General features: G+C 60.8%; 28 protein-coding genes. 6 read left to right on the plus strand and 22 right to left on the minus strand.

From position 1 onward, the window contains the following. Window positions 1-21 precede the first annotated feature (21 nt). The 13 genes from ACY4LX_RS29610 to ACY4LX_RS29670 all read right to left on the minus strand — a co-directional run bounded on the left by ACY4LX_RS29610 (window position 22) and on the right by ACY4LX_RS29670 (window position 12,602). Window positions 22-972, minus strand: coding sequence for a S66 peptidase family protein (locus ACY4LX_RS29610; RefSeq protein WP_149660884.1), 951 nt, complete (start codon window positions 970-972; stop codon window positions 22-24). 173 nt (window positions 973-1,145) lie between these two features. After that, complete coding sequence (lipA, locus tag ACY4LX_RS29615; protein ID WP_123404565.1) at window positions 1,146-2,171, minus strand: lipoyl synthase; 1,026 nt, start codon at window positions 2,169-2,171, stop codon at window positions 1,146-1,148. Window position 2,172: 1 nt separating this feature from the next. Beyond that, window positions 2,173-2,820, minus strand: a complete 648-nt coding sequence (gene lipB / locus ACY4LX_RS29620; protein WP_133837586.1) for a lipoyl(octanoyl) transferase LipB — start codon at window positions 2,818-2,820, stop codon at window positions 2,173-2,175. Beyond that, window positions 2,820-3,095, minus strand: a complete 276-nt coding sequence (locus ACY4LX_RS29625) for a DUF493 domain-containing protein (RefSeq protein WP_133837585.1) — start codon at window positions 3,093-3,095, stop codon at window positions 2,820-2,822. The genes lipB and ACY4LX_RS29625 overlap by 1 nt, the downstream gene beginning before the upstream one ends. A gap of 80 nt (window positions 3,096-3,175) precedes the next feature. Continuing rightward, window positions 3,176-4,333: a D-alanyl-D-alanine carboxypeptidase family protein gene (locus ACY4LX_RS29630; RefSeq protein WP_149660886.1), complete on the minus strand. Its 1,158-nt coding sequence runs from the start codon at window positions 4,331-4,333 to the stop codon at window positions 3,176-3,178. A 181-nt stretch (window positions 4,334-4,514) separates the two neighbouring features. After that, entirely contained in the window at window positions 4,515-5,528 is a 1,014-nt protein-coding gene (locus ACY4LX_RS29635) for a septal ring lytic transglycosylase RlpA family protein (protein WP_149660887.1), read from the minus strand. After that, the gene (gene mltB / locus ACY4LX_RS29640) at window positions 5,528-6,535 is read right to left on the minus strand and encodes a lytic murein transglycosylase B (protein ID WP_463258564.1); all 1,008 of its coding nucleotides are present in this window, start codon (window positions 6,533-6,535) and stop codon (window positions 5,528-5,530) included. Before mltB ends, ACY4LX_RS29635 begins: the two co-directional genes overlap by 1 nt. A gap of 17 nt (window positions 6,536-6,552) precedes the next feature. Further along, window positions 6,553-7,656 carry a rod shape-determining protein RodA gene (gene rodA, locus ACY4LX_RS29645; protein ID WP_463260655.1) on the minus strand — a complete coding sequence of 368 codons (1,104 nt, stop codon included), beginning with the start codon at window positions 7,654-7,656 and terminating at the stop codon, window positions 6,553-6,555. 31 nt (window positions 7,657-7,687) lie between these two features. After that, the gene (mrdA, locus tag ACY4LX_RS29650; protein ID WP_149660889.1) at window positions 7,688-9,583 is read right to left on the minus strand and encodes a penicillin-binding protein 2; all 1,896 of its coding nucleotides are present in this window, start codon (window positions 9,581-9,583) and stop codon (window positions 7,688-7,690) included. A gap of 10 nt (window positions 9,584-9,593) precedes the next feature. Next, the gene (rlmH, locus tag ACY4LX_RS29655; protein WP_007937439.1) at window positions 9,594-10,061 is read right to left on the minus strand and encodes a 23S rRNA (pseudouridine(1915)-N(3))-methyltransferase RlmH; all 468 of its coding nucleotides are present in this window, start codon (window positions 10,059-10,061) and stop codon (window positions 9,594-9,596) included. Between the two features lie 9 nt (window positions 10,062-10,070). Next, a complete protein-coding gene (gene rsfS / locus ACY4LX_RS29660) occupies window positions 10,071-10,565 on the minus strand; it encodes a ribosome silencing factor (protein ID WP_149660890.1) in 495 nt (164 codons plus the stop codon). Window positions 10,566-10,639: 74 nt separating this feature from the next. Next, window positions 10,640-11,329: a nicotinate-nucleotide adenylyltransferase gene (nadD, locus tag ACY4LX_RS29665; protein WP_149660891.1), complete on the minus strand. Its 690-nt coding sequence runs from the start codon at window positions 11,327-11,329 to the stop codon at window positions 10,640-10,642. A 1-nt stretch (window position 11,330) separates the two neighbouring features. Next, complete coding sequence (locus ACY4LX_RS29670; protein ID WP_463258565.1) at window positions 11,331-12,602, minus strand: glutamate-5-semialdehyde dehydrogenase; 1,272 nt, start codon at window positions 12,600-12,602, stop codon at window positions 11,331-11,333. Window positions 12,603-12,778: 176 nt separating this feature from the next. Here ACY4LX_RS29670 and ACY4LX_RS29675 point away from each other — a divergent pair, with 176 nt between their 5' ends. The 3 genes from ACY4LX_RS29675 (at window position 12,779) to ACY4LX_RS29685 (ending at window position 15,860) form a co-directional block, all read left to right on the plus strand. Further along, entirely contained in the window at window positions 12,779-13,474 is a 696-nt protein-coding gene (locus ACY4LX_RS29675) for a DNA-3-methyladenine glycosylase (RefSeq protein WP_149660893.1), read from the plus strand. Between the two features lie 69 nt (window positions 13,475-13,543). Next, window positions 13,544-14,860: a bifunctional DedA family/phosphatase PAP2 family protein gene (locus ACY4LX_RS29680; RefSeq protein ID WP_149660894.1), complete on the plus strand. Its 1,317-nt coding sequence runs from the start codon at window positions 13,544-13,546 to the stop codon at window positions 14,858-14,860. 433 nt (window positions 14,861-15,293) lie between these two features. After that, the gene (locus ACY4LX_RS29685; RefSeq protein ID WP_149660895.1) at window positions 15,294-15,860 is read left to right on the plus strand and encodes a hypothetical protein; all 567 of its coding nucleotides are present in this window, start codon (window positions 15,294-15,296) and stop codon (window positions 15,858-15,860) included. A gap of 166 nt (window positions 15,861-16,026) precedes the next feature. Here ACY4LX_RS29685 and ACY4LX_RS29690 read toward each other — a convergent pair whose 3' ends face one another. From ACY4LX_RS29690 to ACY4LX_RS29710, 5 genes are all read right to left on the minus strand, one after another. Next, complete coding sequence (locus tag ACY4LX_RS29690) at window positions 16,027-16,605, minus strand: hypothetical protein (RefSeq protein WP_133837574.1); 579 nt, start codon at window positions 16,603-16,605, stop codon at window positions 16,027-16,029. Between the two features lie 96 nt (window positions 16,606-16,701). Then, window positions 16,702-16,917 (minus strand): hypothetical protein, encoded by a 216-nt coding sequence (locus tag ACY4LX_RS29695; protein ID WP_149660897.1) that lies wholly within the window; start codon window positions 16,915-16,917, stop codon window positions 16,702-16,704. A 113-nt stretch (window positions 16,918-17,030) separates the two neighbouring features. Further along, window positions 17,031-17,621 (minus strand): LON peptidase substrate-binding domain-containing protein, encoded by a 591-nt coding sequence (locus ACY4LX_RS29700; protein WP_149660898.1) that lies wholly within the window; start codon window positions 17,619-17,621, stop codon window positions 17,031-17,033. Between the two features lie 10 nt (window positions 17,622-17,631). Continuing rightward, the gene (locus tag ACY4LX_RS29705) at window positions 17,632-18,348 is read right to left on the minus strand and encodes an LrgB family protein (RefSeq protein WP_463258566.1); all 717 of its coding nucleotides are present in this window, start codon (window positions 18,346-18,348) and stop codon (window positions 17,632-17,634) included. Then, window positions 18,345-18,707: a CidA/LrgA family protein gene (locus ACY4LX_RS29710; protein WP_149660900.1), complete on the minus strand. Its 363-nt coding sequence runs from the start codon at window positions 18,705-18,707 to the stop codon at window positions 18,345-18,347. Before ACY4LX_RS29710 ends, ACY4LX_RS29705 begins: the two co-directional genes overlap by 4 nt. Before the next feature lie 198 nt (window positions 18,708-18,905). Between ACY4LX_RS29710 and ACY4LX_RS29715 the strand changes: the two genes are divergently transcribed. The 3 genes from ACY4LX_RS29715 to ACY4LX_RS29725 all read left to right on the plus strand — a co-directional run bounded on the left by ACY4LX_RS29715 (window position 18,906) and on the right by ACY4LX_RS29725 (window position 21,851). Continuing rightward, on the plus strand, window positions 18,906-19,361 hold the full coding sequence (locus ACY4LX_RS29715) for a MaoC family dehydratase (protein WP_149660901.1): 456 nt from the start codon (window positions 18,906-18,908) through the stop codon (window positions 19,359-19,361). Window positions 19,362-19,463: 102 nt separating this feature from the next. Continuing rightward, window positions 19,464-21,182: a C13 family peptidase gene (locus ACY4LX_RS29720; RefSeq protein WP_149660902.1), complete on the plus strand. Its 1,719-nt coding sequence runs from the start codon at window positions 19,464-19,466 to the stop codon at window positions 21,180-21,182. Between the two features lie 27 nt (window positions 21,183-21,209). Next, entirely contained in the window at window positions 21,210-21,851 is a 642-nt protein-coding gene (locus tag ACY4LX_RS29725) for an oxidoreductase (protein WP_149660903.1), read from the plus strand. A gap of 95 nt (window positions 21,852-21,946) precedes the next feature. Here the strand turns inward: ACY4LX_RS29725 and ACY4LX_RS29730 are convergent, their stop codons facing one another. From ACY4LX_RS29730 to ACY4LX_RS29745, 4 genes are all read right to left on the minus strand, one after another. Further along, the gene (locus tag ACY4LX_RS29730; protein ID WP_149660904.1) at window positions 21,947-22,231 is read right to left on the minus strand and encodes a YceK/YidQ family lipoprotein; all 285 of its coding nucleotides are present in this window, start codon (window positions 22,229-22,231) and stop codon (window positions 21,947-21,949) included. Further along, window positions 22,224-22,871 (minus strand): flavin prenyltransferase UbiX, encoded by a 648-nt coding sequence (ubiX, locus tag ACY4LX_RS29735; protein ID WP_149660905.1) that lies wholly within the window; start codon window positions 22,869-22,871, stop codon window positions 22,224-22,226. The genes ACY4LX_RS29730 and ubiX overlap by 8 nt, the downstream gene beginning before the upstream one ends. Then, window positions 22,868-24,217, minus strand: coding sequence for a UDP-N-acetylmuramate:L-alanyl-gamma-D-glutamyl-meso-diaminopimelate ligase (gene mpl / locus ACY4LX_RS29740; protein ID WP_463258567.1), 1,350 nt, complete (start codon window positions 24,215-24,217; stop codon window positions 22,868-22,870). Before mpl ends, ubiX begins: the two co-directional genes overlap by 4 nt. Before the next feature lie 251 nt (window positions 24,218-24,468). Then, window positions 24,469-26,388: a sigma-54-dependent Fis family transcriptional regulator gene (locus ACY4LX_RS29745; protein WP_463258568.1), complete on the minus strand. Its 1,920-nt coding sequence runs from the start codon at window positions 26,386-26,388 to the stop codon at window positions 24,469-24,471. Between the last annotated feature and the right edge of the window lie 107 nt (window positions 26,389-26,495).

Raw genomic sequence — 26,495 nt, forward strand, 5'->3', positions numbered from 1 at the left:
TGACTAACTGACGACCACGCTCTAACGCTTGACCACCACATCCTGCTCCAACACCAACACCTTGTTCCCCGCGTCCAGCTTGACCAGCGCCCCCATGGGCAGCGTCAGGTTCGGGTCGCAATGCCCGCTGCGCCATCCGGCCAGCACCGGAATCCGCAACGGTTCAAAGGTCTGCTTGAGCAGCCGCGCCAACGCAGCAGCCTCCACCCCCGCCACATCCCCGACCAACACCCCGCGCAGCTTGCCGAGCGTGCCGGCCAGGCGCAGATGGGTCAGCAGCCGGTCGATGCGGTACAGCGGCTCGTTGATGTCCTCGATGAACAGAATGGCGCCTTCGGCCTCGATTTCGTACGGCGTGCCCATGGTTGCGGCAATCATCGACAGATTGCCCCCCAGCAAGCGCCCGTGAGCGATGCCAGGCTCGATGGTGCTCAACGGGTAGGCCACCGGGTGCGTGAGCACGCTGCCGGCCTTCAGTTGCCCGCGCAGCATGTTGAAGAACGAAGCCTCGGTAGGCTTTTGCTTGTCCCCCAGCAAATCCGCGTTGAGCAACGGCCCATGAAAGGTCACGAAGCCTGCATGACGGCTGATCGCCAGATGCAACGCGGTGATGTCGCTGTAGCCGATGAAAGGCTTGGCGTTGGCACGCAGCAAGTCGAAGTCGAGGCGATCGAGCAAACGCGGCGTACCGTAACCGCCGCGCAGGCAAATGATCGCGTCGACTTCAGGGTCGGCGAACGCCCCATGCAAATCGTTGAGTCGCACCTCGTCGCTGCCGGCCAGGTAGCCGTCTTGCTGGTAAACACCGGGAAACACCCGCAGCGCATAACCCCGGGCGCGCATCCATTGCACAGCCTTGTCAGTGTCCAGGGTGGCGGGGCCGGCGGGCGCAATCACGCCGATCAGCCCTTCCGACGGCAAGGCCGGCACAGGGGCGTGAGGAAAAAGGGTGTGGATCGGTCGAACGGTCATCCATGAATCTCCCAGCGTGAAATCTTCAGCACACAGTAGTCAGGAACGGGCATAAACAGAAGGGGGTCGATCGCGCCGCGCTGTGCGGGAAAAGACCACCGTGGACGTAGGCCAGGCAAAAAAACGCCCGCATGGCCGAAGCCGTGCGGGCGTTTTTGTCGTTCAGCCGCGCATCACAAGGAGGCGATCAGCTCGGCCTTGACCAGCTTCGCCTGCTCGTCGGCGTGGTACGAGGAACGCACCAACGGGCCGGACGCGACGTTCTTGAAGCCCATCTTGTAGCCTTCCTCGGCGAACCAGGCGAACACGTCCGGGTGCACGAAACGCTGCACCGGCAAGTGGCTGCGGGACGGTTGCAGGTATTGGCCGAGGGTCAGCATGTCGATGTCGTGTTCGCGCATGCGCTTCATGACTTCGATGACTTCTTCGTCGGTTTCGCCCAGGCCCAGCATCAGGCCGGATTTGGTCGGAATGTGCGGCATCATCTGCTTGAAGCGTTGCAGCAGGGTCAGCGACCACTGGTAATCCGAACCCGGACGCGCAGCCTTGTACAGGCGCGGCACGGTTTCCAGGTTGTGGTTGAACACATCCGGCGGCTCGGCGGCGGTGATTTCCAGCGCCACGTCCATGCGGCCACGGTAGTCCGGGACCAGGGTTTCGAGCTGCACGTTCGGCGACAGCTTGCGGATCTCGCGGATGCAGTCGGCAAAGTGCTGGGCACCGCCGTCACGCAGGTCGTCGCGGTCAACCGAGGTGATCACCACGTACTTGAGTTTCAGGTCGGCGATGGCGATGGCCAGGCTTTGCGGCTCGTTGGTGTCCAGTGGCTTCGGACGGCCGTGGCCGACGTCGCAGAACGGGCAACGACGGGTGCAGATGTCGCCCATGATCATGAACGTGGCGGTGCCGCCGGAGAAGCACTCGCCCAGGTTCGGGCAGGATGCTTCTTCGCAGACGCTGTGCAGCTTGTGTTTGCGCAGCAGGGCCTTGATGCGGTCGACTTCCGGGGACACCGGGATGCGCACGCGGATCCAGTCAGGTTTCTTCGGCAGTTCGGTGGTCGGAATGATCTTTACCGGGATGCGTGCAACCTTCTCGGCGCCGCGCAGCTTGACGCCGGCTTCTACCTTGGCACGCGGGGCCGGACGCTCGGTGACATCCAGCGTCGGGATCATGGTTTGCACTGCATCAGTAGTCATATCAGTCGATTCCGCCCGTTAGGGTCGTCTGCTCAGCATAGTCGAGGTGTTTGACGAGCTGCGCGCGCAGCCGGGCACTTACCTCGGCAAATTCAATCGATCCTGCGTGATCGCTCAGCTGGGTCATCGCCAGCCCGGCGTAGCCGCAGGGATTAATCCGTCGAAACGGTTCCAGGTTCATGTCCACGTTCAGGGCCAGGCCATGGAAGGAGCAACCATGGCGGATGCGCAGACCCAGCGAAGCAATTTTTGCCCCGTCGACGTAGACACCCGGCGCGTCCGGCTTGGCTGCGGCAGTGACGCCGTAGCTGGCCAGCAACTCGATCAGGCAGTGTTCCATGCGGGTGACCAGGTCACGCACGCCGAAACCCAGTTTGCGCACATCCAGCAACAGATAGGCCACCAACTGGCCGGGACCGTGATAAGTCACCTGCCCGCCGCGATCGACCTGCACCACCGGGATATCCCCCGGCAGCAACAGGTGCTCGGCCTTGCCGGCCTGGCCCTGGGTGAACACCGGCGGGTGTTCCACCAGCCAGATCTCGTCCGCGGCGTCAGTGCCGCGTTCGTTGGTGAAGCGCTGCATGGCATGCCAGACCGGCTCGTAAGCCATCTGGCCGAGCTCGCGAAAGCCCAGCGTGCCCGGCATCACAGCACCATGTGCACGAAACCGGTAGCCCGCAGTTCGCTGTTGATGTCGTACAGCTGGTCTTGACCGGTGGCGATGATGTGTAGCTGGATGGTGGTGTACTTGCCGTTGCTGCTCTGGCGTTCGTCCACTTTCTCATCGTTGATCGTCGCGTGCTTGGCCACGATATCGATGATCTTTTGCTTGATGTCCACAATGGTGTCGCCGATCACTTTGATCGGGTAATCCTTTGCAGGGAATTCGATCTTTGGCGCCTTTACTTCGGTATCTGTCATGGCGTAACGGCCTCGTAAGCCGTGGCAACGGACATGGCCCCGCTCCGGATTGGATCGGGGCCATGCAAGTCCACACTAATTCAGTTGAACAAGCCGTAGAAGAATAGACGGATGCTATCCCACATGCGGCGGAAGATACCACCCTCGTCGACCGCGTCCAGGGCGATCAGGTCAGCGCTGTGCACCACCTTGTCGTCCAGTTTCACTTCGACTTTACCGATCACGTCGCCCTTGGCGATAGGTGCAACCAGTTGCGGGTTCATGGTCATGCTGGCGGCGAGCTTTTTCAGCTGGCCCTTGGGCAGGGTCATGGTCAGGTCTTCAGCCAGGCCGGCCTTGACTTGATTGGTGGTGCCTTTCCAGACAGGGGCCTGAGCCAGCTCGGCGCCTTTCTGATAGAAGGTCTGGGTTTCGAAGAAGCGGAAACCGTAGGTCAGCAGTTTCTGGGTTTCGGAGGCGCGGGCCACTTCGCTGTTGGTGCCGAACACCACGGCGATCAGGCGCATGCCATCACGCACGGCCGAAGACACCATGCAATAGCCGGCTTCGTCGGTGTGACCGGTTTTCAGGCCATCGACGGTCTTGTCGCGCCACAGCAGCAGGTTGCGGTTAGGCTGCTTGATGCCGTTCCAGAAGAACTCTTTCTGCGAGTAGATCGCGTAGTGAGCCGGGTCTTCGTGGATGATCGCGCGAGCCAGCAGCGACATGTCGTGAGCCGACGAGTAGTGCTCCGGGTTCGGCAGGCCGGTCGGGTTCATGAAGTGGCTGTTGGTCATGCCCAGGTCGCCGGCCGTCTTGTTCATCATGTCGGCGAACGCGTCTTCGCTGCCGGCGATGTGCTCGGAGAGCGCAACGCTGGCGTCGTTACCCGACTGGATGATGATGCCGTGCAGCAGGTCGCTGACAGTTACCTGCGAGCCAACCTTGATGAACATCCGCGAACCGCCGGTACGCCAGGCGTTTTCGCTGACGGTCACCGGGTCGTTTTCGCCGATCTGGCCACGACGGATTTCCAGCGTCGCAATGTACGCGGTCATCAGTTTGGTCAGGCTGGCGGGTGGCAGGCGCTGGTCACCGTTGTTCTCGACCAGCACGTTGCCGCTGCTGGCGTCCATGAGCACGTAGGATTTGGCGGCCAGTTGCGGTGGCGACGGCATCATTTCTACCGCAAAAGCGGCAGGCGTGATGAACAGCGGGACTAACAGGCACAGGCGTTTGGCAAAGGTGGTGATGTTCATCCGTCTCTCGAAATCGCTAATGGAAACTGCCCGAAGGCAAAACTTAATCAGATGGCTTTCTAACGGGCCATCGCGTGTTCAGTTGCTCACTCAGAACCCTTGCCGGGCTTTTGTTCTTAACGAGCCAACAACCAGGTCCGCCCCCCAAACCGCAAGCGAACCTTCAATCCAGTACTGCGTGTTACTCGGCGGTGACCAGGCTCGGTGAACCGAGATTGGCCAGTCGCACACTGTTCTGCACTTGCTGGATTTCACCCTGCGAACCGATCGGCCCCAGGCGTACCCGATGCAGTGTCTGTTGGTTGCGCACGATCGAGCTGATGAACACCGGAGCGCTCACCATCCCGCTGAGCTTCGATCTCAGGAGTTCTGCAGCGTCCGGGTTGGCGAACGCGCCCACCTGCAGATACTGGCCAGAGGCTGGTGCAGAAGCGTTTTTTTTTGCGGCAACCGGTACAGGCACTGTGTCCGACGCGTGTTGCTGCGGCGGTGGCGTCCATTGTTCGACCGTCCCCGCCGAAGCGGTAATGGTCGGCGCGGCATTTTGCGCTACTTGCGGCTCGTTGAGCATCAAAGGCGCCGGACGGCCTTTGGCGGCCCACCACTGTTGCGGATCGATTCCTTCGACCTTGACCCGCGCCGTGCCGATTTCGGCATAACCGAGCTTTTTGGCGGCGGCGTAGGACAAGTCGATGATGCGATCCGAGTAGAACGGCCCACGGTCGTTGACCCGCAGGACCACGCTCTTGTTGTTGTCCAGGTTGGTCACCCGAACGTAACTTGGCAGCGGTAACGTCTTGTGGGCGGCACTCATGCCGTACAGGTCATACACCTCGCCATTGGCGGTGTTCTGGCCGTGGAACTTGGTGCCGTACCAGGACGCCGTGCCCGAGGCGACGTAGGTCTTGGAGTCCTGCAGCGGGAAATAGGTCTTGCCCAGCACGGTGTACGGATTGGCTTTATAAGGCCCGCTGTGCAGGGTCGGCGTGGCATCCGGGATGCGCGACACGTCGACATCCCACCATGGCGCGCCGTCTTTGTGCGCACGGTTGATGTCCAGCCCCGGCGTAGCGCGCACGGCGGTGTTGGAGGACTTCTGGGTCGGCGCGCGGCTGGTCGTACAACTGGCGACCAGCGCCGCCAACGCGACGTACGCCATCAGCTTCAGGGGTTTATTCATAGGCAATGCCCGCATTACTTGACGCCCCGTGCTTGGACCAGCTGTTCAGACAGTTGATGTACGGCCATGGCGTACATCACGCTGCGGTTATAACGCGTGATCGCGTAAAAATTCTTCAGGCCCATCCAGTACTCGGGGCCATTGTCACCTTCCAGGCGGAAAGCGGTGACCGGCATATCATCGCGCAGCGCATCATGACTCGACCACCCCAACGCCCGCAACTCCCCGACGGTTTTCGTCGGCTCGATGCCGGTGGTCAAACCCTCGTCCACCTGATCGCCACGCACATCGGCGCGGCTGACCACTGGCTCGCCAGCGACCCAGCCGTGACGCTTGAAATAGCTGGCAACGCTGCCAATGGCATCGTCCGGATTGGTCCAGATATTAATGTGGCCATCCCCGTCGAAGTCCACCGCATAGGCGCGGAAACTGCTCGGCATGAACTGCGGCAAGCCCATGGCGCCGGCGTAAGAGCCCTTGAGGGTCAACGGATCGACCTGCTCCTCCCGGGCCAACAGCAGGAATTCACGCAATTCCTTGCGGAAGAATTCGGCACGGGGAGGATAGTCGAAACCCAGGGTCGACAACGCGTCGATCACCCGGTAATTGCCGGTATTGCGGCCGAAAAAGGTTTCAACGCCAATGATCGAGACAATCACCTGGGCCGGCACGCCGTATTCCTGCTCGGCACGGGCCAATACCGCCTCGTGCTGGCGCCAGAAGTCCACACCACGGGCGATACGCGCGTCGGTGATGAACATCGGGCGATATTCGTTCCACTTTTTAACCCGTTCGGCGGGTTTGGAAATGGCGTCCAGGATCGCCTGCTTGCGCGCGGCTTCGCGGAACACGCCCATCAGCTGTTCACCGGCAAAGCCGTAGTCGCGGGTCATTTCACCGACGAATTCGGCCACCTGGGGTGAACCTTCGTAATCGCCGGCCTGCGCTTGCGCAGTACCAAGGATGCCTACCAGGCCGACCCACGGCGCGTATCGAGTCGCCCAGCCATGCATTGCTTGCATTGAAATCTTCACCTTATTCAAACCTGTGCGATCCACTTACGATGGGTATGGATCGACATCAAAACCCCAAACGCTGACAGCAGCGTCACCAGCGAAGTTCCTCCGTAGCTAATGAACGGCAACGGCACCCCCACAACCGGCAACAGGCCACTGACCATACCGATGTTGACGAAAACGTAAACAAAAAACGTCATGGTCAGGCTGCCCGCGAGCAATTTGCCGAACAAAGTCTGGGCCTGGGCGGTAATTACCAGCCCGCGACCGATCAACAACAGGTAAATCAGCAGCAGTGCACAAATGCCCACCAGGCCGAATTCCTCGCCCAGCACCGCAATAATGAAGTCGGTGTGGCTTTCCGGCAGGAAGTCCAGGTGCGACTGGGTGCCCAGCAGCCAGCCCTTGCCGAACACGCCGCCGGAACCGATGGCGGCCTTGGACTGGATGATGTTCCAGCCAGTGCCCAGCGGATCGCTTTCCGGGTCGAGGAAGGTCAGGATTCGCTGCTTCTGGTAGTCGTGCATGATGAAGAACCACATCGCCACCGCCACCGGCACCGCCAAGGCAATCACGCTGAGGATCCAGCGCCAGCGCAGGCCGCCCATGAACAGCACGAACGCACCGCCCGCAAGGATCAGCAGCGAAGTCCCAAGGTCGGGCTGACGCACGATCAGGATAAACGGCAAGCCGATCAGAAACAGGCTGACGCCCACATGCTTGAGCTGCGGCGGCAACGTACGTTTGGACAGGTACCAGGCGATGGTCGCCGGCATCAGGATCTTCATGAATTCCGAAGGCTGGAAGCGGATCACCCCGGGAATGTTGATCCAGCGCGTGGCGCCCATGGCGTTGTGGCCCATGACGTCCACCACCACCAGCAGCAACACGCCGAGCACGTAACCGATCGGCACCCAACGGGCCATGAACCGCGGCTCGAACTGGGCGATGACGATCATCGACACCAGGCCGATGCCGAATGAAGTGGCTTGCTTGGCCAGCAGGTCCCAGCTCTTGCCACTGGCCGAATACAGCACGAACAGGCTGCCAGCGGCGAGGGTCAGCAGCAGAATCAGCAATGGGCCATCAATGTGCAGGCGTTGCAACAGCGTCGCGCGGCGACGCATCACGTCCTCACTGGAGAGGATGCGATCGAAATTACTCTTCACGGGCCGTAGCCTCCGCACTGATAGGGCCGGCGTACTCAGGTTTGAGTCGTCCATCCTGGTCCAGGAGCCAGGCATCCATGACTTGACGTACCACCGGTGCGGCGACGCCGGAGCCGGACTCGCCGTTCTCGACCATCACCGACACCACGATTTTCGGGTTGTCGGCCGGCGCGAAGCCGACGAACAAGGCGTGGTCGCGGTGACGTTCCTGCACCTTGGAGCGGTCGTACTTCTCGCCTTGCTTGATCGCGACCACCTGGGCCGTACCGCTTTTGCCGGCGATCCGGTATTGCGCACCGATTGCCGCTTTGCGCGCGGTACCGCGTGCGCCGTGCATTACTTGCTGCATGCCGTGGTTGACCTTGGTCCAGTCCGACGGGTCGCGCAGGATGATGTCCGGCATCGGATTTTCATCCTTGGGCTTTTCACCTTCGACGGTCTTGGCCAGGTGCGGACGGTTCCACACGCCTTTGTTGGCCACCAGCGCCGTGGCTTGCGCCAGTTGCAGCGGCGTGGATTGCATGTAGCCCTGGCCGATCCCCAGGATCAGGGTTTCGCCCGGGAACCAGGCCTGACGCCGGGTCGCACGCTTCCACTCCCGGGACGGCATCAGCCCCGGCGACTCTTCAAACATGTCCAGCGAGACCTTCTGGCCAATGCCGAACTTGCCCAGGTACGAGGACAAGCGGTCGATGCCCAGTTTGTGGGCCAGGTCATAGAAGTAGGTGTCGTTGGAACGCATGATCGCCGTGTCCAGGTCGACGTAGCCGTCGCCGGTACGGTTCCAGTTGCGGTATTTGTGATCGTAGTTGGGCAGCATGTAGTAGCCGGGGTCGAACACGCGGGTCGACGCCGTGACCACGCCGGAATCGAGGCCGGCAATCGCCACCGCAGGCTTGATCGTCGAGCCCGGCGGGTACAGCCCGCGCAGCACGCGGTTGAACAGCGGCCGATCGATGGAATCGCGCAACTCGGCATAGGCCTTGAAGCTGATGCCGGTGACGAACAGGTTCGGGTCGAAGCTCGGCGCACTGACCATGGCCAGGACTTCGCCGGTGTTCGGGTCCAGCGCCACCACCGCACCGCGGCGACCGCCGAGTGCCGCTTCGGCGGCTTCCTGCAATTTGATGTCCAGGCTCAGGACGATGTCCTTGCCGGGAATCGGATCGGTACGCTTGAGCACGCGCAATACGCGGCCCCGAGCGTTGGTCTCGACTTCTTCGTAACCCACCTGGCCGTGCAGTTCGGGCTCGTAGAAGCGTTCGATGCCGGTCTTGCCAATTTGATGAGTACCGCTGTAACCCACCGGGTCCAAGGTTTTGAGCTCTTTCTCGTTGATCCGGCCCATGTAACCCACGGAGTGCGCGAAGTGCGCGCCCTGAGGGTAATGCCGCACCAACTGCGCGACCACCTCAACACCCGGCAGCCGGAACTGGTTCACCGCGATCCGGGCGATCTGCTCTTCGGTCAGCTCGAACAGGATCGGCACCGGCTCGAATGGCCGGCGCCCCTGCTTCATGCGCTTCTCGAAGATCACCCGGTCCTCGGGGGTCAGTTCCAGCACCTGGACGATCACGTCGAGCACTTGCTGCCAGTCGCCGGAGCGCTCGCGGGTCATGCTCAAACTGAAGCTGGGCCGGTTATCGGCCACCACCACGCCATTACGGTCGAAGATCAACCCGCGAGTCGGCGGAATCGGCTGCACGTGGACGCGGTTGTTTTCCGACAGGGTCGAGTGGTACTCGTACTGGATGACCTGAAGGAAATACAGCCGCGCGATCAGCACGCAGATCAGCGCCACCACCGCAATTGCCCCGAACACGACGCGGCCACGCACCAGACGGGCGTCTTTTTCGTGGTCCTTGATGCGGATCGGCTGGGACATGAGGGCAGAACTACTTGTGGTAAGGGTGGCCGGACAGGACTGTCCAGGCACGATACAACTGTTCGCCGATCAGAATCCGCACCAGCGGGTGCGGCAACGTCAACGGCGACAACGACCAACGCTGATCGGCCCGGGCACAGACTTCCGGCGCCAGCCCCTCGGGGCCGCCGACCATGAAATTCACCGTGCGCGAGTCCAGCCGCCAGCGATCGAGTTCGACCGCCAGTTGCTCGGTGCTCCAGGGCTTGCCGTGGACTTCGAGGGTGACAACCCGCTCGTTTGGCCCGACCTTGGCCAGCATGGCTTCGCCTTCCTGACGGATGAAGCGCGCCACGTCGGCGTTCTTGCCACGGGTGTTGAGCGGTATTTCCACCAGTTCCAGCGCCAGCTCGGACGGAAGACGCTTGGCATATTCATGCCAGCCTTCTTCCACCCACTTGGGCATGCGTGAACCGACGGCGATCAGTCGCAGTCGCACAGCAATCCCTTACAGCTGGTCTTTGTTGAGCTTGATGAAATGCTCGTGGGTGTTTTCCGGGCTGTGGTGAGCCGCGTTCAGCGCACGGCTCTGCTCGGCACCGGACCACAGACGCTCGAGGTCGTAAAACTGACGCGCCGAAGCGGTCATCATGTGCACGATCACGTCGTCCATATCCAGCAGGACCCAGTCGCTGTCACCCTTGCCTTCTTCACCCAGTGGCTTGACGCCCAGGGCTTTGACGGCTTCGCGAACCTTGTCCAGCATCGCGCCGATCTGGCGGTTGGAGGTACCGGTAGCGATGATCATGTAGTCGGTGATGCTCTGCTTTTCGCGAACGTCGATGACCTGGATGTCCTGGCCTTTCACGTCTTCCAGGGCAGCTACGGCAATCTTGACCAGCTCATCACCCTTCAGCGGCTCGGTGGTGAGGACCGGCTCAGGCAGAGGGGCGCTCTTGAACGTGCCTTTGCGCTTTACTTTAGTTACGTCTTTGTTCGTCATATAAAACTCGTTTTGCTCATATGTTCGGGCGTTTCAATACACGTCATTTCGTGCCTTGAAACCTGCCCTTTTTTTCAGTTCGACGCACGGTACAGACCGTGCGCATCGATGTAGGCCAGGACCGCGTCGGGCACCAGGAAACGTACCGACTTACCGCTGGCCAGCAGTTGACGGATCTGGGTGGCGGATACCGCGAGCGGCGTCTGCCAGACGAATGCAATCTGTCCGCTCGGCCCTTTGAGGGCCAGCGGGTCGCTCACCGAGCGTGCCGCCAACAGATTGCGCAAGGCATCCGGCGGTTCGCTGTCGGCATCCGGGCGTTGCAGCACCAGGATGTGGCAATGCTGGAGCAACTCTTCCCAGCGGTGCCAAGTGGGCAGGCCGCAAAATGCGTCCCAGCCCAAAAGTAGAAAAACCTGGGTGTCCGCGGCCATTTCGGCACGCATCAATTCCAGGGTATCGATAGTGTAGGACGGTTTGTCCCGCTGCAATTCGCGGGCGTCCACCACCAACGGCGCCACACCAGCCACCGCGCACTCGACCATCGCCAAGCGATCCTTGGCCGACACCTGCGGCGTGTCCCGATGGGGCGGTCTGGCACTGGGTGTCAGACGCAGCTCATCGAGCCCAAGGGATTCGGCGACTTCCAGTGCACCGCGCAAATGGCCGATGTGCACCGGGTCGAAGGTGCCGCCCAGCACGCCAATGCGTCGAGGCCCAGCCTCGCCGGCAGTGATCGGGGCTGACGGGTCGAGGTCGCCCAAGTCAGACCGACTCCTGTCCGCGCAACTGGCCATCACCGACCACGATGTACTTCTCGCAGGTCAGACCTTCGAGGCCCACCGGGCCGCGGGCGTGCAGCTTATCAGTAGAAATGCCAATCTCGGCACCCAATCCGTATTCAAAGCCATCGGCGAAGCAGGTCGGGGTGTTGATCATCACCGACGACGAGTCGACTTCCGCCACGAAACGCCGGGTGTCCGCCAGGTTTTCACTGACGATGGAATCGGTGTGATGGGAGCCGTATTTGTTGATGTGCTCAATGGCCTGAGCCAGCCCGTCGACCACGCGGATCGACAGAATCGGCGCCAGGTATTCGGTGGACCAGTCGTCTTCAGTCGCGGCAACGGCCTCGATGATCGACCGGGTGCGTTCGCAACCACGCAGCTCGACGCCTTTTTCGCGGAACTGGGCCGCCATCGACGGCAGGAAATCTTTGGCAACGCTTTGATCCACCAGCAGCGTTTCCATCGCGCCGCAGATGCCATAGCGGTAAGTCTTGGCATTGAAGGCGATGCGCCGGGCTTTCGGCAGATCGGCGTGGGCACTGACGTAGACGTGGCAAATGCCGTCCAGGTGCTTGATCACCGGCACGCGGGCGTCACGGCTGACCCGTTCGATCAGACCCTTGCCACCGCGTGGCACGATGACGTCCACGTACTCCGGCATGGTGATCAGAGCGCCAACGGCAGCACGGTCGGTGGTCTCGACCACTTGCACCACGGCGGCCGGCAGCTCGGCCTCGGCCAGGCCGCGCTGGATGCAGGCCGCAATGGCACGGTTGGAATGAATCGCTTCGGAGCCGCCGCGCAGGATGGTTGCGTTACCGGATTTCAGGCACAGGCTGGCGGCGTCGATGGTCACGTTGGGCCGGGACTCGTAGATGATCCCGATCACGCCCAGCGGCACGCGCATCTTGCCGACCTGAATGCCCGACGGGCGGAAGCTCATGTCGCGGATGGCGCCGACCGGGTCCGGCAGGGCCGCGACCTGGCGCAGGCCGACGATCATGCCGTCGATGCGTGCCGGGGTCAGTGCCAGGCGTTCCAGCAACGCAGCTTCAAGCCCATTCGCCCGACCGGCGGCCAGATCCAGCTCATTGGCGGCCGTCAACTCGGCACGCGCGGCGTCCAGCGCATTGGCGGCAGCCTGCAAGGCGCGATTTTTCTGCGCAGTGCTGGCACGGCCGATGATGCGCGACGCTTCGCGGGCAGCGCGACCCAGGCGGGTCATGTAGTCGAGGACGGACTCAGTCATGTCTGATGGGATCTTGGCAAAGATGAAAGCGGCAGATTATAGCTGTCGCGTCCTAGGACTAACAGCGGTGACAGGCGGATGGTCGAAATGGAGGGCAATTTGCCGACGTTCAGCCGTGATTAAGCTGCAAATTGTTATCATCGCCGCTCAATCAGCCCTGATAAACGCCGTTCATCATGTCCAACCTGACTGTTCGCGCCTCCCTTTCGGCCCTGCCCACGGCGCTGCCGGATGCTTTTTTTGACCGCGACGCGCAAGTCCTGGCCCGGGATTTACTCGGTAAAGTCATCCGTCACCGGGTCGGCGACCTGTGGCTCAGCGCCCGGATCATCGAGACCGAAGCCTATTACTGCGAAGAAAAAGGCAGCCATGCGTCCCTCGGCTACACAGAAAAGCGTAAGGCTTTGTTTCTGGATGGCGGCCACATCTATATGTATTACGCCCGAGGCGGTGATTCCCTGAACTTCAGCGCCCAGGGCCCGGGCAACGCAGTGCTGATCAAATCCGCCTACCCGTGGGTCGATGAGTTGAGCGGACCGGCGAGCCTGGCGCAGATGCTGCTGAACAACCCCGACGCCCAGGGTCGCCCTCGCCCCTCGCAAAAACTCTGCGCCGGCCAGACCTTGTTGTGCAAATCGCTGGGGCTGAAGGTGCCGGTCTGGGACGCCAAGCGCTTTGATCATGAAGTGCTGCTGGTGCAAGACATCGGTCCCGCCCCCGCCCACATCATTCAAACCACGCGCCTGGGCATTCCCCATGGCCGTGACGAACACCTGATGTACCGCTTCGTCGATGCGGCGTATGCGCCGTACTGCACGCGGAACCCGCTGCGCCGAGGGCAAGTCGAAGGTCGCGATTATTTTTTGCTGTGAACCCAATTCCCCGTAGTAGCTGCCGAAGGCTGCGCCTACGAGTTTATGAACAATGATGGAGTTGTACGTATGGGCCCATGGCTCGATAGCATCACCGGGTGGTTGACGGTCAATCCACAGTGGCTGGCCGCCGCGGTGTTTATAGTGGCCTGCGTGGAATGCCTGGCGATTGCCGGGTTGATTGTACCGGGCACCGTCCTGCTGTTTGCCGTGGCGGTACTGGCCGGCAGCGGTGCGTTGTCGCTGGGCGAAACGCTGTTGCTGGGGTTTCTCGGCGGTTTGCTGGGTGACGGGGTGTCGTACTTTTTGGGACGCCATTTCCATCAGAACATCCGGCGCCTGCCCGGCCTGCGCCATCACCCGGAATGGATCGCCGGGGCGGAGTCTTACTTCCAGCGCTACGGAATTGCCAGCCTTCTGGTCGGACGCTTCATCGGCCCATTGCGACCGATGCTGCCGATGGTCGCCGGGATGTTCGACATGCCTTTCCCGCGCTTCGCCGCCGTCAGCTTGTTGGCCGCCGCCGGCTGGAGCATTGCTTATCTGCTGCCCGGCTGGGCCACGGGCGCGGCGATTCGCCTGCCCTTGCCGGAGGGTTTCTGGCCGGAAGCGGGCATTGTCGCCGGCAGCATCGCAGTGATGATCGGCTTGAGCGTCACCAGCAGCTTGCGTCGCCATCGCCACGCCACCGCCTACATTGCCGGCCTGGGCCTGGTGATTTTGATCGGGCTGTTTATCGGCTATCCGCACCTGACCGCCCTCGACCAGGGCTTGATGACCCTGGTGCAGGAACACCGCAACCCGATGCTGGATGAGGTGGCGGTCACCTTCACGTTGATCGGCGAGTTCCGCAACATGTTGGTGTTCAGCGCCCTGCTGACGGGTTTGCTGTTGCTCACCCGACAATGGCGCCAGGCGATTTTCGCGGGCGGCGCGTTGCTGTTTACCGCGCTGGGCAACACCGTAACCAAGCAGTTTTTCGCCCGGGTGCGTCCGGAAGTGTTGAGCGACCCACTGACCAGTTACAGCATGCCCAGCGGCCACGCCTCCGGCTCCTTCGCGCTGTTCCTGGCCATCGCCGTCCTGGCCGGACGCGGACAACCGCCACGCATGCGCCTGACCTGGCTGCTATTGGGGTGCCTGCCGGCATTGGCGATTGCGTTGTCGCGGGTTTATTTGGGCGCGCATTGGCCAACCGACGTGCTGGCCGGCGCGATGCTGGCGGCCGGCGTCTGCGCGGCGAGCCTGTGGCTGAGCCAACGCCAGACGCCGCTCAACCCCATGCCACCCAAGGTCTGGTGGCTGGTGCTGCCGTCGCTGCTGGCGTTGTTTGCCTTTTTTGCGTTGCGGCATCTGCCGCATATGATGTTGCGGTATGCGTATTAACATATAGCGCGAACGGCTTGGCACCGCGCCGTGATTTGTGCGTGGGTGCCAGGCTGTCGATATCGCCGCACAATGCCGATTCGAAACTCATCCACGCCTGCCGCTCATAACGTTCATTTTATAGCCGCTTCCTGCACGTGAAAGTTGCAGATATGCCCCCCCAAAAACTTTATTTAATTATCGCCACACTCTGTCATCACAACTTCCAAATTTCGTCATCAGGCATACTCCCCTCCTGTGATCAAACAAAGACCCGTTGACATATCGCCCTCCTGCCCCACCCAGTATTGGCTTAATACAAAATAAAACTGCCAAACATTTAATCCACATAGAAACACTTTAAAACAGACATCTAGTTGCCATAAACCACGACCACAACCAAACTTCCCGCCGTCAATCAGACACCCCACCAACCCAATGCAAGGATTGCAATATGGCTGATATCAAGAACTCTTTTCTGGCGACACTTTCCCTGGCAGGAAAACCGCTGGTTCTCATGCAACACAAGCTGGAATATCTTCTGACCGATAAGACGCTCACACCTGAACGTCGCGCCGAATTAACGGATTATCTGGGCCGAGAAGATATCCGTAAAATGATTACTACTGCAGACTACGGCACCGTCGAACCACTTGAACTCTATTTTCGCCGTGGAAGCGAAAACTACACTATCTTCATTCGCGACCCGATCAGCTTCCGCGGTAATGCCTTCAGCATGGAATATGCCGCCCGCAGCCTGATCGCCTACAGCAGCGATTCGCCAACCCGCTTTCATTTGAGGCAGGGCCGACGGAAAGTACTGCTGACGGATTTGATCAAAGACGCAGCACCGATTGAGTTGTTCAGCCATTCCAAGGAAGTCAACATCAAGGCCGTGCTCAATACTCCAGTACTTGAGCATTTCACCGATCTGCCTTCGCGCATCGACGGCAAAGAGGCGGAATTTGTACTCAGCATTATCGAGCGCAATGTCGCCCCACTGCGTGACGAAATCCAATAAGGCGGTCCGGATCACAGCGCTGACAGAAATGGCGCTGTGATCCATTGGTATTGGATGGCAAGACTAGGCCGACCAAAAACGGTCGGCCACTCTCATTTCTTTCCGCGTTTTAGAACGAAAGGCCCCGTCAAAAAAGCCATCGACCGTCACAGCCGATGGCGTACATTCACTCTGTAATGGGCACGGTTTTATCGACAATCTTGAGAACAAACGCGACGGGCGTATTGTTCAACGCGTCATGCACCGTGGCATTGGGGTCCACATCCATGAAGTATTTTTTCCCCGCCTCGTCAGCCTTATACAAGGGTCGCCCCCTCCGCTCACTGACGATTTGCACATAAGAGGGGCCCGCGCTGAGGTGTTCAAACTTCGCTCTTTCCACACCATGCTTGCGTATTGAAAACAAATCAGCTGCCGCGCTATCACTCACTGACAAATGAAAGGTGCCGGCCTCAATCTTTAAACGCCACCCGTCAAACATACCTCGCAACACGGCCGTCACGATGTACTTGTCGTCCTGCAAAGAAAACTTGAACAACAAAGGTTTGTCATCTTCATGATCAGCCAATGTCACAAAACTGGTACCACTGCGGTCTGTCAACGCCACTTCAACGTCCAGGCGTTCACGCCGGGTGATGCGGGGGTCCCGCAGTCTCCGCTTCAGACGCTGCTGATTAAGGACTAACGGTAATCCGTCGACATAAAGATTAGCCATGAAAGCACTGTTACTGTTTTCCAACGACATACAACCACCCACACATATTAATTTTGACGCCACCTTGCTCTTGCCGCGCATCGCCGAAGCCAAGGGGACATAGGCTCAAATTAGAATCGAAGTGTTTTAACCCGCAACCGTTATAGAACCTGCATCATCGTTCAGGCTTACGACTGGCAACTTGGCACGTTTGCGCTTGCGGCGTTCCAGCACCATCGAGTCGGCATAAAAGCCGGCGCCTTCAATAATATGTTTGGAGTTGTGATCACTCGCCGCATGCTTTAACAAGTAGCGACCTGCGATATCATCCCAGAACGCCCATTCATCTTCATAAATAATCATCATCACTTCCTTGTTATTAATGAGTTACTCACTCCCTGTGAGTGAGTTCAAACTAAGGGAAGGATGACGCGTGAACAATACTGGCAAAGCATTCAAGTTAATACAAAATACCACTAGGCGAACAACTCGCCCTGCAACTCATCCAGTAACGCCTGAATCGCATCCAGGCGTTGTTGCGGATCGTCGAGTTGTAACAGGTCGATCTTGTCCACTTCGGCAAACGGCAGCAAATACGCCAACTGATTGGCCAGTGATTGCTGGCCGGTGGCTTCGGTGCCCATGTTCAGCGCCTCGACCATCGGGTGCTCGGCCAAGGCTTTGAGCAATGCGACGAGGTCGGCATCTTCGTCCTGCAACGGTTGTTCCGGCTCGTCTTCCAGCCACTCGACCTCGGCAAGAGTCAGGTGATCGCGCTGCACTTCCGAGCGCAAGACGTGGAACCGCCGGCCACCCTGCACGCGAATGCCCAACAGGCCGTTGTCCTGCTGCTTGAAGTCGGTGATCAAGGCTTCGCAGCCCACCAGCGCATAACCCGCCGGGGCGATGCCAACCTCCTCGCCGTCGAGGATGCACACCACGCCGAAGCCACTGCCCTGTTTCATGCAGCGGCTGATCATGTCCAGGTAGCGCGCCTCGAAAATCTGCAAGTCGAGGATGCAACCAGGGAACAGCACCGTGTTCAGCGGAAAAAGCGGCAAGCTCATAGACATTTCCTTACACCACCATCGACACCGCCAACGGCAGGAACACCGCCGTGGCCACGCCCATCAGACTCATCGCCAGCGCCGCGAAGGCGCCGCACTCTTCACTTTCCTGCAACGCCACAGAAGTGCCGACCGCATGGGCGGTCATGCCCAGCGCCATGCCCCGGGCCTCAGGACTGTGGACACCGAGCCGGGTCAAAAGGCTCGGGCCGAAAATCGCACCGATCACGCCGGTAATCAACACGAACACCGCCGCCAGCGCCGCGACGCCACCGATCTGCTCGGCCACCAGCATGGCGATCGGCGAGGTCACGGATTTGGGCGCCATGGTCATCAGGATCATGTGTTCGGCGCCGAACCACCAGCCCAGTAACACGCCCATGCCCGTGGCGACCACGCCGCCTATCACCAGCGTAGTAAATATCGGCCAGAATAACTGCCGAATCCGTCGCAGATTCAGGTACAGCGGCACCGCCAGAGCAACGGTGGCGGGACCGAGCAGAATGCTGAGGATCTCGGTGCTCTTGCGGTACTCGGCGTAGGTCAGGCCGCAGCCCACCAGAATGCCGATCACCAGCAGCATCGAAACCAGCACCGGCTGCAGGAAGATCCAGCGGGTTTTCTCGAACGCCGCGAGTACCAGTTGATAGGCGCCCAAGGTGATGCCTATACCGAACAACGGGTGGTGGATCACCGAATCGAGGGCGCCCTGCCAATCGAGGATCATGGGCGGTCTCCGCGATGGGCATGGCGCTTGAGCAGGCGCTGCATCAGCACCCCGACGAAGGCCATCGACAGCACCAACGACAACACCAGCGCGCCGGCGATGGCCCAGAAGTCGGCGGCAATGTCCTTGGCATACACCATCACGCCCACCGCCGGCGGCACCAGCAGCAACGGTAGATAACGCAGCAAACTGCTGGCGGCCAGGTTCAGCGGCTCGCCAACCTCACCACGACAAATCAAAAACACCAGCATCAGCAACAGGCCAATAATCGGCCCCGGCAGCACCGGCAACATCAGGTGGTTGATGGCTGTGCCCAGCAATTGGAACAGCACCAGCCAGGTCAGGCCACGTAACAACATCCCGCAATCTCCCCACGCGTTGTCCCCGGCAAAAAGGGGCCGGGCATTATAAGCACGCCGACGCTATAGACCGGCATTCGCCAAAAGCATGGTCAGTTGACCGGAGCAATTTGCCATGTTGATCTAAAGTGGTTCGCAGGGAGGTCAAATCCCCCCAACTCAAAACCAATAAAACCGATGAACCCAAGGAGAGTCTCAATGCCCTATGTTCCCGTTGCAGAGCTCAAAGATTATGTCGGCAAGGAACTTGGACGTTCCGAATGGCTCACCATCGATCAGGAGCGCATCAACCTGTTCGCTGAAGCCACCGGGGATTATCAGTTCATTCACGTCGACCCGGTCAAAGCCGCGCAAACGCCATTTGGCAGCACCATTGCCCACGGTTTTCTGTCGCTGTCGCTGATTCCCAAACTGATGGAAGACATCCTGATCCTGCCGCAAGGCGCGAAGATGGTGGTCAACTATGGCCTGGACAGCGTGCGTTTCATCCAGCCGGTGAAAGTCAATTCACGGGTCCGACTCAAGGTCGACATGAACGAAGTCACCGAGAAAAAACCCGGCCAATGGCTGCTCAAGGCCACCGCGACCCTTGAGATAGAAGGCTCGGACAAACCGGCGTACATCGCCGAACCGCTGTCCCTCTGTTTCGTGTAAACCATCCCGGATGCGAAGCAGCACACGCTGTTTCGCGACCTTCTCTATATATACGACACATAGCTGCGGCATACTCGGTCGCCTAATTGCCCGGATCCCGCTATGCGCTCACTTGCACTCCTCGCTTTGACCCTGATGCTCACCGCTTGCGGCGATGGTGAATCGCTGTTGTCCCCTGACGCCCGCCTGCCGGACGGCGGACGCTATCGAGGGGATCTGGTCAACGGGTTGTTGCAGGGCCAGGGGCGCATCGACTACCCGAGCGGCAGTTGGTACGCCGGCCAGTTCGACAAAGGCCAGTGGCATGGCCAGGGCGAATGGCACGGCAGCAATGGCGAAGTCTATCGCGGGCAATTCCAGCAAGGGTTGTTCGACGGCCAGGGCACGCTGACCACCAATGGCAGCAGCTACACCGGCGGCTTCAAGCTGGGCCGACGCGACGGCGAAGGCACCCTCAAAGAAAACGGCATGACTTACCGCGGTGAGTTCAAGGCCGATCAGTATTCAGGGCTCGGTCGTCTCGAACTCGAAGACGGCAGCTCGTATCAAGGCCAGTTCGCCCACGGCAAGCCCAACGGCGAAGGCCAGCGCGGCGACGCCAGTGGCAATCAGTTCAGCGGGCATTTCGTCGATGGCCAGCTGGAAGGCAACGGCACGTTCAACAGCGCCGACGGCGATATCTACGTCGGCGGTTTCAAGGACAACCAGCTCAACGGCAAGGGTCGCTACGAGAATGCCGATGGCGATGTCTGGATCGGCCAGTTCAAGGAAGGCGTGCTCAGCGGCAAGGGCGAGCTGATCGGCACCGACGGCAGCCATTACATTGGCCAGTTCAGCGATTGGCGCTTCACCGGCCCGGGCCGCTTGAACCTGGCGGATGGCAGTTTTTACGTCGGTGGTTTCGACAACGACAGTTATTCCGGGCGCGGCACCCTGGTGCTGACCGATGGCACGGTGATGAGCGGCACCTGGATCAACGGCCAGCGTGTGCGCGACGCCGACGGCAAATTGCTGCCCGACACCCTGGAGCTCGGCTTGCTCGCCCAGGGCCGCTTGCTCGACGAAGCGCTGGCGGCCGTGCCCGCCTCGACCCCGGCGGTCGAGCTGTACACCCTGACCCTCGGCGGCGACGGCAAGCAGAGTGTGTTCCTGCGTGAATCCGACTATGTCGCGAACATGCTCGCCAGCCGCTTCGGCGCTTATGGGCAGATTCGCCTGGTCAACCATCGCGAACACCTCGCCGACCGGCCGATGGCCACCCGGGAAAACCTGCGCCGGGCCGCCCAGACCCTGGCCGAACGCAGCGGCCCGGAAGACTTGCTGTTCATCTACCTGACCAGCCACGGCACCAGCGAACATGAATTCGTACTCGACCAGCCGCGCATGGAACTGGCCGATCTGCCGGCCGACGAACTGGCGGCAGTCCTCGCCCCGCTGAAGAATCGCGACAAGATTATTGTCATCTCTTCCTGCTATTCCGGTGGTTTCATCCCGGCGCTGAAAGACGAACGCACCCTGATCATGACCGCGTCGCGGGCGGACCGGGTGTCCTTCGGTTGCTCCGAGGAGGCCAACTTCACCTACTTCGGCGACGCACTGTTCGCCCAGGCACTGAACCAGACCGACGATCTGGAGCAAGCCTTCAAACTGGCCAAGGCCACCGTGGCCGAGCGGGAACTGGCGGACAACTTCGAAGCCTCTGAACCGCAGATCTGGGCACCGAAAACCGTGCTCTCCCATTGGCAACTGCTGCGCAAGCAACAAGCGCGTAAAGCATTACAAAGTGCTGCTATCAGCAGCAAGGACGCCAAGCTCAACTAAGCTGAACAGTATCAAGGGGGAAACACTATGTACTTGACGCCTCAGCATGTATTGCTTGCCGGAGCTACCGGATTAACCGGCGAACATTTGCTTGATCGCTTGCTCAATGAGCCAACGATTACGCGGGTATTGGCACCTTCACGCCGGCCATTGGCCGAGCATCCCCACCTGGAAAACCCCGTCGGCGACCCGGCAGTATTTCTGCCGCAACTCAATGGTCGCGTCGACATCGCTTACTGCTGCCTCGGCACTACCATCAAACAGGCCGGCTCCGAGGAGGCGTTTCGCGCGGTGGACCTGGACATGGTGGTGGCGTTCGCCAAGCGTGCACGGGAGATGGGCGCGCGGCACTTGATCGTGATCAGCGCCTTGGGGGCCGATCGCAGATCCTCGATTTTCTACAACAAGGTCAAAGGCGAGATGGAACACGCACTGCGCGCGCAGAACTGGCCGCAGTTGACCATCTGTCGGCCGTCCCTGTTGCTGGGTGACCGCCTGGAACCGCGCATGGCCGAGCAATTCGCCGGACCGTTTTCGCGCTTGATCCCGGGCAAATACCGCGGCATCGAAGCCTGCCAACTGGCCCGCGCGATGTGGCGGCTGGCGCTGGAAGAGCAGGATGGGGTGCGAGTGGTTGAGTCGGATGAGTTGCGTAAGCTCGGCAAGTAATTCTGCGGTGCCGGAGCCGACGCCTTCGCGGGCAAGCCTCGCTCCTACAGGTTGGTAGCGTTTGATCGTTCCCACGCAGAGCGTGGGAACGATCGTCAAAGTCCGCCCGTCGCCTGGAAACTCACGCCAATCACCGTCAGCAGAGACAGCGGCAACAGCAGCGTGTCGAGCAACGCACTGCCCGGCAAATCCACCCCGGGATAGCTCGGCGCTTCAGCGCCAAACCGATCCATGGCGCAGCAGCCACCGTTCATCGCATACAAATCCAGCCGCGTCCCCGAATACACCACCGGCGCCCCCGGTTTCGCGGCATCGAGCGTGCGCGCCGTGGCGCAGCCGGCCAGTTGCAACGCCAGCACGACCACCAGCAGCTTATTCATCGCTGCTCAAATGGTGCTCGCCCCAACGCGGCAGCATGTCCTGGGGAATATTCAGCAGATTGAGAATCCGCGCGACGACGAAGTCGATCAGGTCGTCGATGGTCTGTGGCTGGTGATAAAACCCCGGCGAGGCTGGCAGGATCGTCACGCCCATGTTCGACAACTTGAGCATGTGCTCCAGATGAATACTCGAATATGGCGCCTCACGCGGCACCAGAATCAACTGGCGGCGCTCCTTCAAGGTTACGTCGGCGGCGCGTTCGATCAGGTTGTTACAGGCGCCGGTGGCGATGGCTGACAAGGTTCCGGTGGAGCACGGCACCACCACCATCGCGGCTGGCGCACCGGAGCCCGAGGCCACTGGCGACATCCAGTCTTCCTTGCCATACACCTTGATCTGCCCGGCAGCGGCGCCGGTGTATTCGGTGAGGAAAGCCTGCATGGTTTGCGGCTTGGGTGGCAACGTGACATCAGTCTCGGTGGCCATCACCAGTTGCGCAGCCTTGGAGATCAGGAAGTGCACCTCGCGGTCTTCACGCACCAGGCAATCGAGCAAGCGCAAACCGTACTGGGCGCCGGACGCACCGGTCATCGCCAGCGTGATGCGTTCCGGGCCGCCGCTCTGGGCAAAAGTGTTCATTGCAGCGCCTCGGCGAGTTTGCCGTGCAGGCCGCCGAAGCCGCCGTTGCTCATGATCACCACGTGGGTACCGGGCTGGGCCTGGCTTTTCACGCGTTCGATGATGCCTTCCAGGGAATCGCTGACGATCGAGGGCACGGTGCACAGCGCGGCGGTCGCGCCCAAATCCCAACCGAGGTTGGCCGGCGCGTACCAGATCACCTGATCGGCATCGACCACGCTTTCCGGTAAACCGTCACGGTGCGCGCCGAGCTTCATGGAGTTGGAGCGCGGCTCGATGATCGCGATCAACGGCGCATCGCCGATCTTCTTGCGCAAGCCGTCGAGGGTGGTGGCGATGGCGGTCGGGTGGTGGGCGAAGTCGTCGTAGATCGTGATGCCACGGACTTCCGCGACTTTCTCCATCCGACGCTTCACGCTTTTGAACGCACTCAGCGCTTCAATGCCCATCGACGGCACAACGCCGACATGCCGCGCCGCCGCCAGGGTGGCCAGGGCGTTGGCGACGTTGTGCTGACCGGTCATGTCCCACTCGACCACGCCTTGGGCAACGCCTTCGAACATCACTTCAAACTTCGAGCCGTCTTCGCTCAGCAACTTGACCTGCCACTGACCGCCGACGCCGGTGGTTTGCACCGGGGTCCAGCAACCCATCTCGATCACACGCTGCAAGGCAGGTTCTGTGGTCGGATGGATCACCAGGCCTTCGCTCGGAATGGTCCGCACCAAATGGTGGAACTGTCGCTCGATGGCCGGCAGATCGGGGAAGATGTCGGCGTGATCGAACTCAAGATTGTTCAGGATCGCTGTGCGCGGACCGTAGTGAACGAACTTCGAACGCTTGTCGAAGAACGCACTGTCGTACTCATCGGCTTCGATCACGAAGAACGGCGTACCGCCGAGGCGCGCGGACACCGAGAAATTCTGCGGCACGCCACCAATCAGGAAACCCGGGCTCATGCCCGCGTGCTCCAACACCCAGGCGAGCATGCTGCTGGTGGTGGTCTTGCCGTGGGTGCCGGCGACGGCCAGTACCCAACGGCCGCGCAGTACGTGTTCGGCCAGCCATTGCGGGCCGGAGACGTAAGGCAGGCCTTTGTTCAGGACGTATTCGACCGCCGGGTTGCCACGGGACATGGCGTTGCCGATCACCACCAGGTCCGGGGCCGGATCGAGCTGCGCCGGGTCGTAGCCTTGGGTCAACTGAATGCCCTGGGCCTCAAGCTGAGTACTCATCGGCGGATAGACGTTGGCATCGGAGCCGGTCACGTGATGGCCCAGCTCTTTGGCCAGAACCGCCATCGAACCCATGAAAGTGCCGCAGATACCAAGAATATGAATGTGCATAGTCGACCTCGTAAAACATGGCCGCAGGTTAGCCTAGGGTGGGAAAATTCGCACCTTTGTTTAAGGCTGATCGCAGAACCCGTAGGCGCGAGCGGTGCGGCGATCCGACTTGCCCGCGAAAGCGATGTGTCAGGTTGTGATCGCTCCCACGCTCCGCGTGGGAATGCAGCCCGGGACGCTCCGCGTCCCATCCACAGCCGAACGCGGAGCGTCCGTTGAGGCATTCCCACGCAGAGCGTAGGAACGATCAGTCAGGCAGAGCGGGCGATGCCGTGTTTACGCAGCTTTCGATAGAGGGTATTGCGACTGACACCGAGCTGTTCCGCCGTATGCGTCATATGCCAACGCTGTTGCTCCAACGCATTGAGCAACGCCAGCCGCTCGGCATCGTCCAGCGGATGCTCCGACGGCTCTTCCACCACCAACGCCACCACCGGTCGCACCTGGCGAATCATCGCCGGCAAATCCTCCAACCCGATCCGCCCGCCATCACACAACGCCGCCAAGGTCCGCAGCACATTGCGCAACTGCCGCACGTTCCCCGGCCAGGCGAAACCGAGCAGGGCTTCCCGTGCCGGTTGATCAATCAGCACTGCTTCCCCGCCCGCCTCTTCCGCCAGCAGGAAATCCAGCAACTGGGATTTGTCGCTGCGGTCGCGCAAGGCCGGCAATGCCACTTCCAGGCCATTGAGCCGGTAGTACAAGTCCTCGCGAAAACTGCCGTCCCGCACCCGATCCAGCAAATTCCGGTGGGTCGCGCTGATAATTCTGACGTTCACCGACTCCGGTTCCCCGCCAATCGGCACTACCTGGCGATCTTCCAAAACTCTTAAGAGCCGAGTCTGCAAAGCCAGGGGCATGTCGCCGATCTCATCGAGGAACAACGTGCCGCCATCGGCCTGCTGCAACTTGCCGCGCATGCCTTCCTTGCGCGCGCCGGTGAAGCTGCCGCCGCGATAGCCGAACAGTTCGCTTTCGATCAGACTTTCCGGGATGGCCGCGCAGTTGAGGGCGACGAAGGCTTTGTTCGCCCGCTGACTGGCCTGGTGCACGGCTTTGGCGAAGGCTTCCTTGCCGGAGCCGGTTTCGCCATTGATCAGCAGCGGCACGTCCCGTTCGAATACGCGCAGGGACTTGCGGAAATCCTCTTGCAACGCGGCATCGCCCAGGCAAATGCCGGACAAGCGCGGACGCTCGGCCACTATCGGACTTGGCACCACCGGCACCGGAATACTCCGAGGCTGACCCCGCAGCAGCGCAAATAGACTGCGCCCATCGCGAGTGCGCAGCGGCCAACTGGCGCTGGCATTCACACTGGCACGCCCCAGCAATTCATCCAGCGAGCAATCGAAAAGCGCTTCCACCGGTTTGCCCAGCAACCCGCCGCGAATATGCCCGAGCAGGTTCAACGCACTTTGGTTGACCGCGCTGATCCGCCCTTCGCCATCGAACGCCAACAGGCCCTCGCTGAACAGCCCGACGGACTCGGCCTGCAGGTGAAAACGCAGCAGCCATTGATTGTCGAAGTAACGCAGGAAATAACAGCTCTCGATCATCTTCGCCGAGAGGTTGACCAGGGCCATGGTATGGAACTGGCTCTGGCGCGAGACGTCATGCCGGGCCGAGGACACGTCGAGCACCGCCAGCAGTTCGCCGTGGGGGTCGAACACCGGGCTCGCCGAGCAGGTCAGGCCGGTGTGGCGGCCGCGAAAGTGTTCATCCTGGTGAATGGTCAGCGCCTGGCGTTCCACCAGGCAAGTGCCAATGCCATTGGTGCCTTCGCAGGCTTCGCTCCAGTCGGCGCCAAGCCAGAGCCCGGCACGCTCGAAAATCTTGCGTTCGGCGGGGGCGGTGACGCAGTTGAGGATCACCCCACGGGCATCGGTCAGCAGCACCGCGTGGCCGGCGCCGGAAAGCTGCTGGTGCAGGCTGGTCATTTCGTTGCCGGCGATGTGCAGCACTTGCTGCAAGCGTTCGCGGCTTTCGAGCACGCGCCCATGTTCCAGCACCGTGGGTGCCATGGTCAGGGCCGGGTCGAGGTGATAGTCCTCAAGACAACGCAGCCAGGAACGGGCAATCGACGGATCACTGCCGGGGCCGTGCAGGTGCGACTTGCCCTGGGTAACGGTCAGGACTTGCCGGGCATGGCGACTCAAATGGTTGTCGTGCATTTCTTATTATTCCCCGAAAGGGTCCACGAACCCTGCAGCGCGTTGAGGTCGAGCATCCTCCACGTCGGCGTGCTTTGCAATGCTGGCAAGGCCACCCCCTCACTCGC

It is taken from the genome of Pseudomonas sp. Emmai (assembly GCF_055179735.1).

Bases quoted from the DNA above. Each gene is read 5' to 3' on its own strand.
- ACY4LX_RS29610 (WP_149660884.1), bottom strand. From the start codon at position 972: ATGACCGTTCGACCGATCCACACCCTTTTTCCTCACGCCCCTGTGCCG.
- lipA (WP_123404565.1), bottom strand. From the start codon at position 2,171: ATGACTACTGATGCAGTGCAAACCATGATCCCGACGCTGGATGTCACC.
- lipB (WP_133837586.1), bottom strand. From the start codon at position 2,820: ATGCCGGGCACGCTGGGCTTTCGCGAGCTCGGCCAGATGGCTTACGAG.
- ACY4LX_RS29625 (WP_133837585.1), bottom strand. From the start codon at position 3,095: ATGACAGATACCGAAGTAAAGGCGCCAAAGATCGAATTCCCTGCAAAG.
- ACY4LX_RS29630 (WP_149660886.1), bottom strand. From the start codon at position 4,333: ATGAACATCACCACCTTTGCCAAACGCCTGTGCCTGTTAGTCCCGCTG.
- ACY4LX_RS29635 (WP_149660887.1), bottom strand. From the start codon at position 5,528: ATGCGGGCATTGCCTATGAATAAACCCCTGAAGCTGATGGCGTACGTC.
- mltB (WP_463258564.1), bottom strand. From the start codon at position 6,535: ATGCAAGCAATGCATGGCTGGGCGACTCGATACGCGCCGTGGGTCGGC.
- rodA (WP_463260655.1), bottom strand. From the start codon at position 7,656: ATGCGTCGCCGCGCGACGCTGTTGCAACGCCTGCACATTGATGGCCCA.
- mrdA (WP_149660889.1), bottom strand. From the start codon at position 9,583: ATGTCCCAGCCGATCCGCATCAAGGACCACGAAAAAGACGCCCGTCTG.
- rsfS (WP_149660890.1), bottom strand. From the start codon at position 10,565: ATGACGAACAAAGACGTAACTAAAGTAAAGCGCAAAGGCACGTTCAAG.
- ACY4LX_RS29670 (WP_463258565.1), bottom strand. From the start codon at position 12,602: ATGACTGAGTCCGTCCTCGACTACATGACCCGCCTGGGTCGCGCTGCC.
- ACY4LX_RS29675 (WP_149660893.1), top strand. From the start codon at position 12,779: ATGTCCAACCTGACTGTTCGCGCCTCCCTTTCGGCCCTGCCCACGGCG.
- ACY4LX_RS29680 (WP_149660894.1), top strand. From the start codon at position 13,544: ATGGGCCCATGGCTCGATAGCATCACCGGGTGGTTGACGGTCAATCCA.
- ACY4LX_RS29685 (WP_149660895.1), top strand. From the start codon at position 15,294: ATGGCTGATATCAAGAACTCTTTTCTGGCGACACTTTCCCTGGCAGGA.
- ACY4LX_RS29690 (WP_133837574.1), bottom strand. From the start codon at position 16,605: ATGTCGTTGGAAAACAGTAACAGTGCTTTCATGGCTAATCTTTATGTC.
- ACY4LX_RS29695 (WP_149660897.1), bottom strand. From the start codon at position 16,917: ATGATTATTTATGAAGATGAATGGGCGTTCTGGGATGATATCGCAGGT.
- ACY4LX_RS29700 (WP_149660898.1), bottom strand. From the start codon at position 17,621: ATGAGCTTGCCGCTTTTTCCGCTGAACACGGTGCTGTTCCCTGGTTGC.
- ACY4LX_RS29705 (WP_463258566.1), bottom strand. From the start codon at position 18,348: ATGATCCTCGATTGGCAGGGCGCCCTCGATTCGGTGATCCACCACCCG.
- ACY4LX_RS29710 (WP_149660900.1), bottom strand. From the start codon at position 18,707: ATGTTGTTACGTGGCCTGACCTGGCTGGTGCTGTTCCAATTGCTGGGC.
- ACY4LX_RS29715 (WP_149660901.1), top strand. From the start codon at position 18,906: ATGCCCTATGTTCCCGTTGCAGAGCTCAAAGATTATGTCGGCAAGGAA.
- ACY4LX_RS29720 (WP_149660902.1), top strand. From the start codon at position 19,464: ATGCGCTCACTTGCACTCCTCGCTTTGACCCTGATGCTCACCGCTTGC.
- ACY4LX_RS29725 (WP_149660903.1), top strand. From the start codon at position 21,210: ATGTACTTGACGCCTCAGCATGTATTGCTTGCCGGAGCTACCGGATTA.
- ACY4LX_RS29730 (WP_149660904.1), bottom strand. From the start codon at position 22,231: ATGAATAAGCTGCTGGTGGTCGTGCTGGCGTTGCAACTGGCCGGCTGC.
- ubiX (WP_149660905.1), bottom strand. From the start codon at position 22,871: ATGAACACTTTTGCCCAGAGCGGCGGCCCGGAACGCATCACGCTGGCG.
- mpl (WP_463258567.1), bottom strand. From the start codon at position 24,217: ATGCACATTCATATTCTTGGTATCTGCGGCACTTTCATGGGTTCGATG.
- ACY4LX_RS29745 (WP_463258568.1), bottom strand. From the start codon at position 26,388: ATGCACGACAACCATTTGAGTCGCCATGCCCGGCAAGTCCTGACCGTT.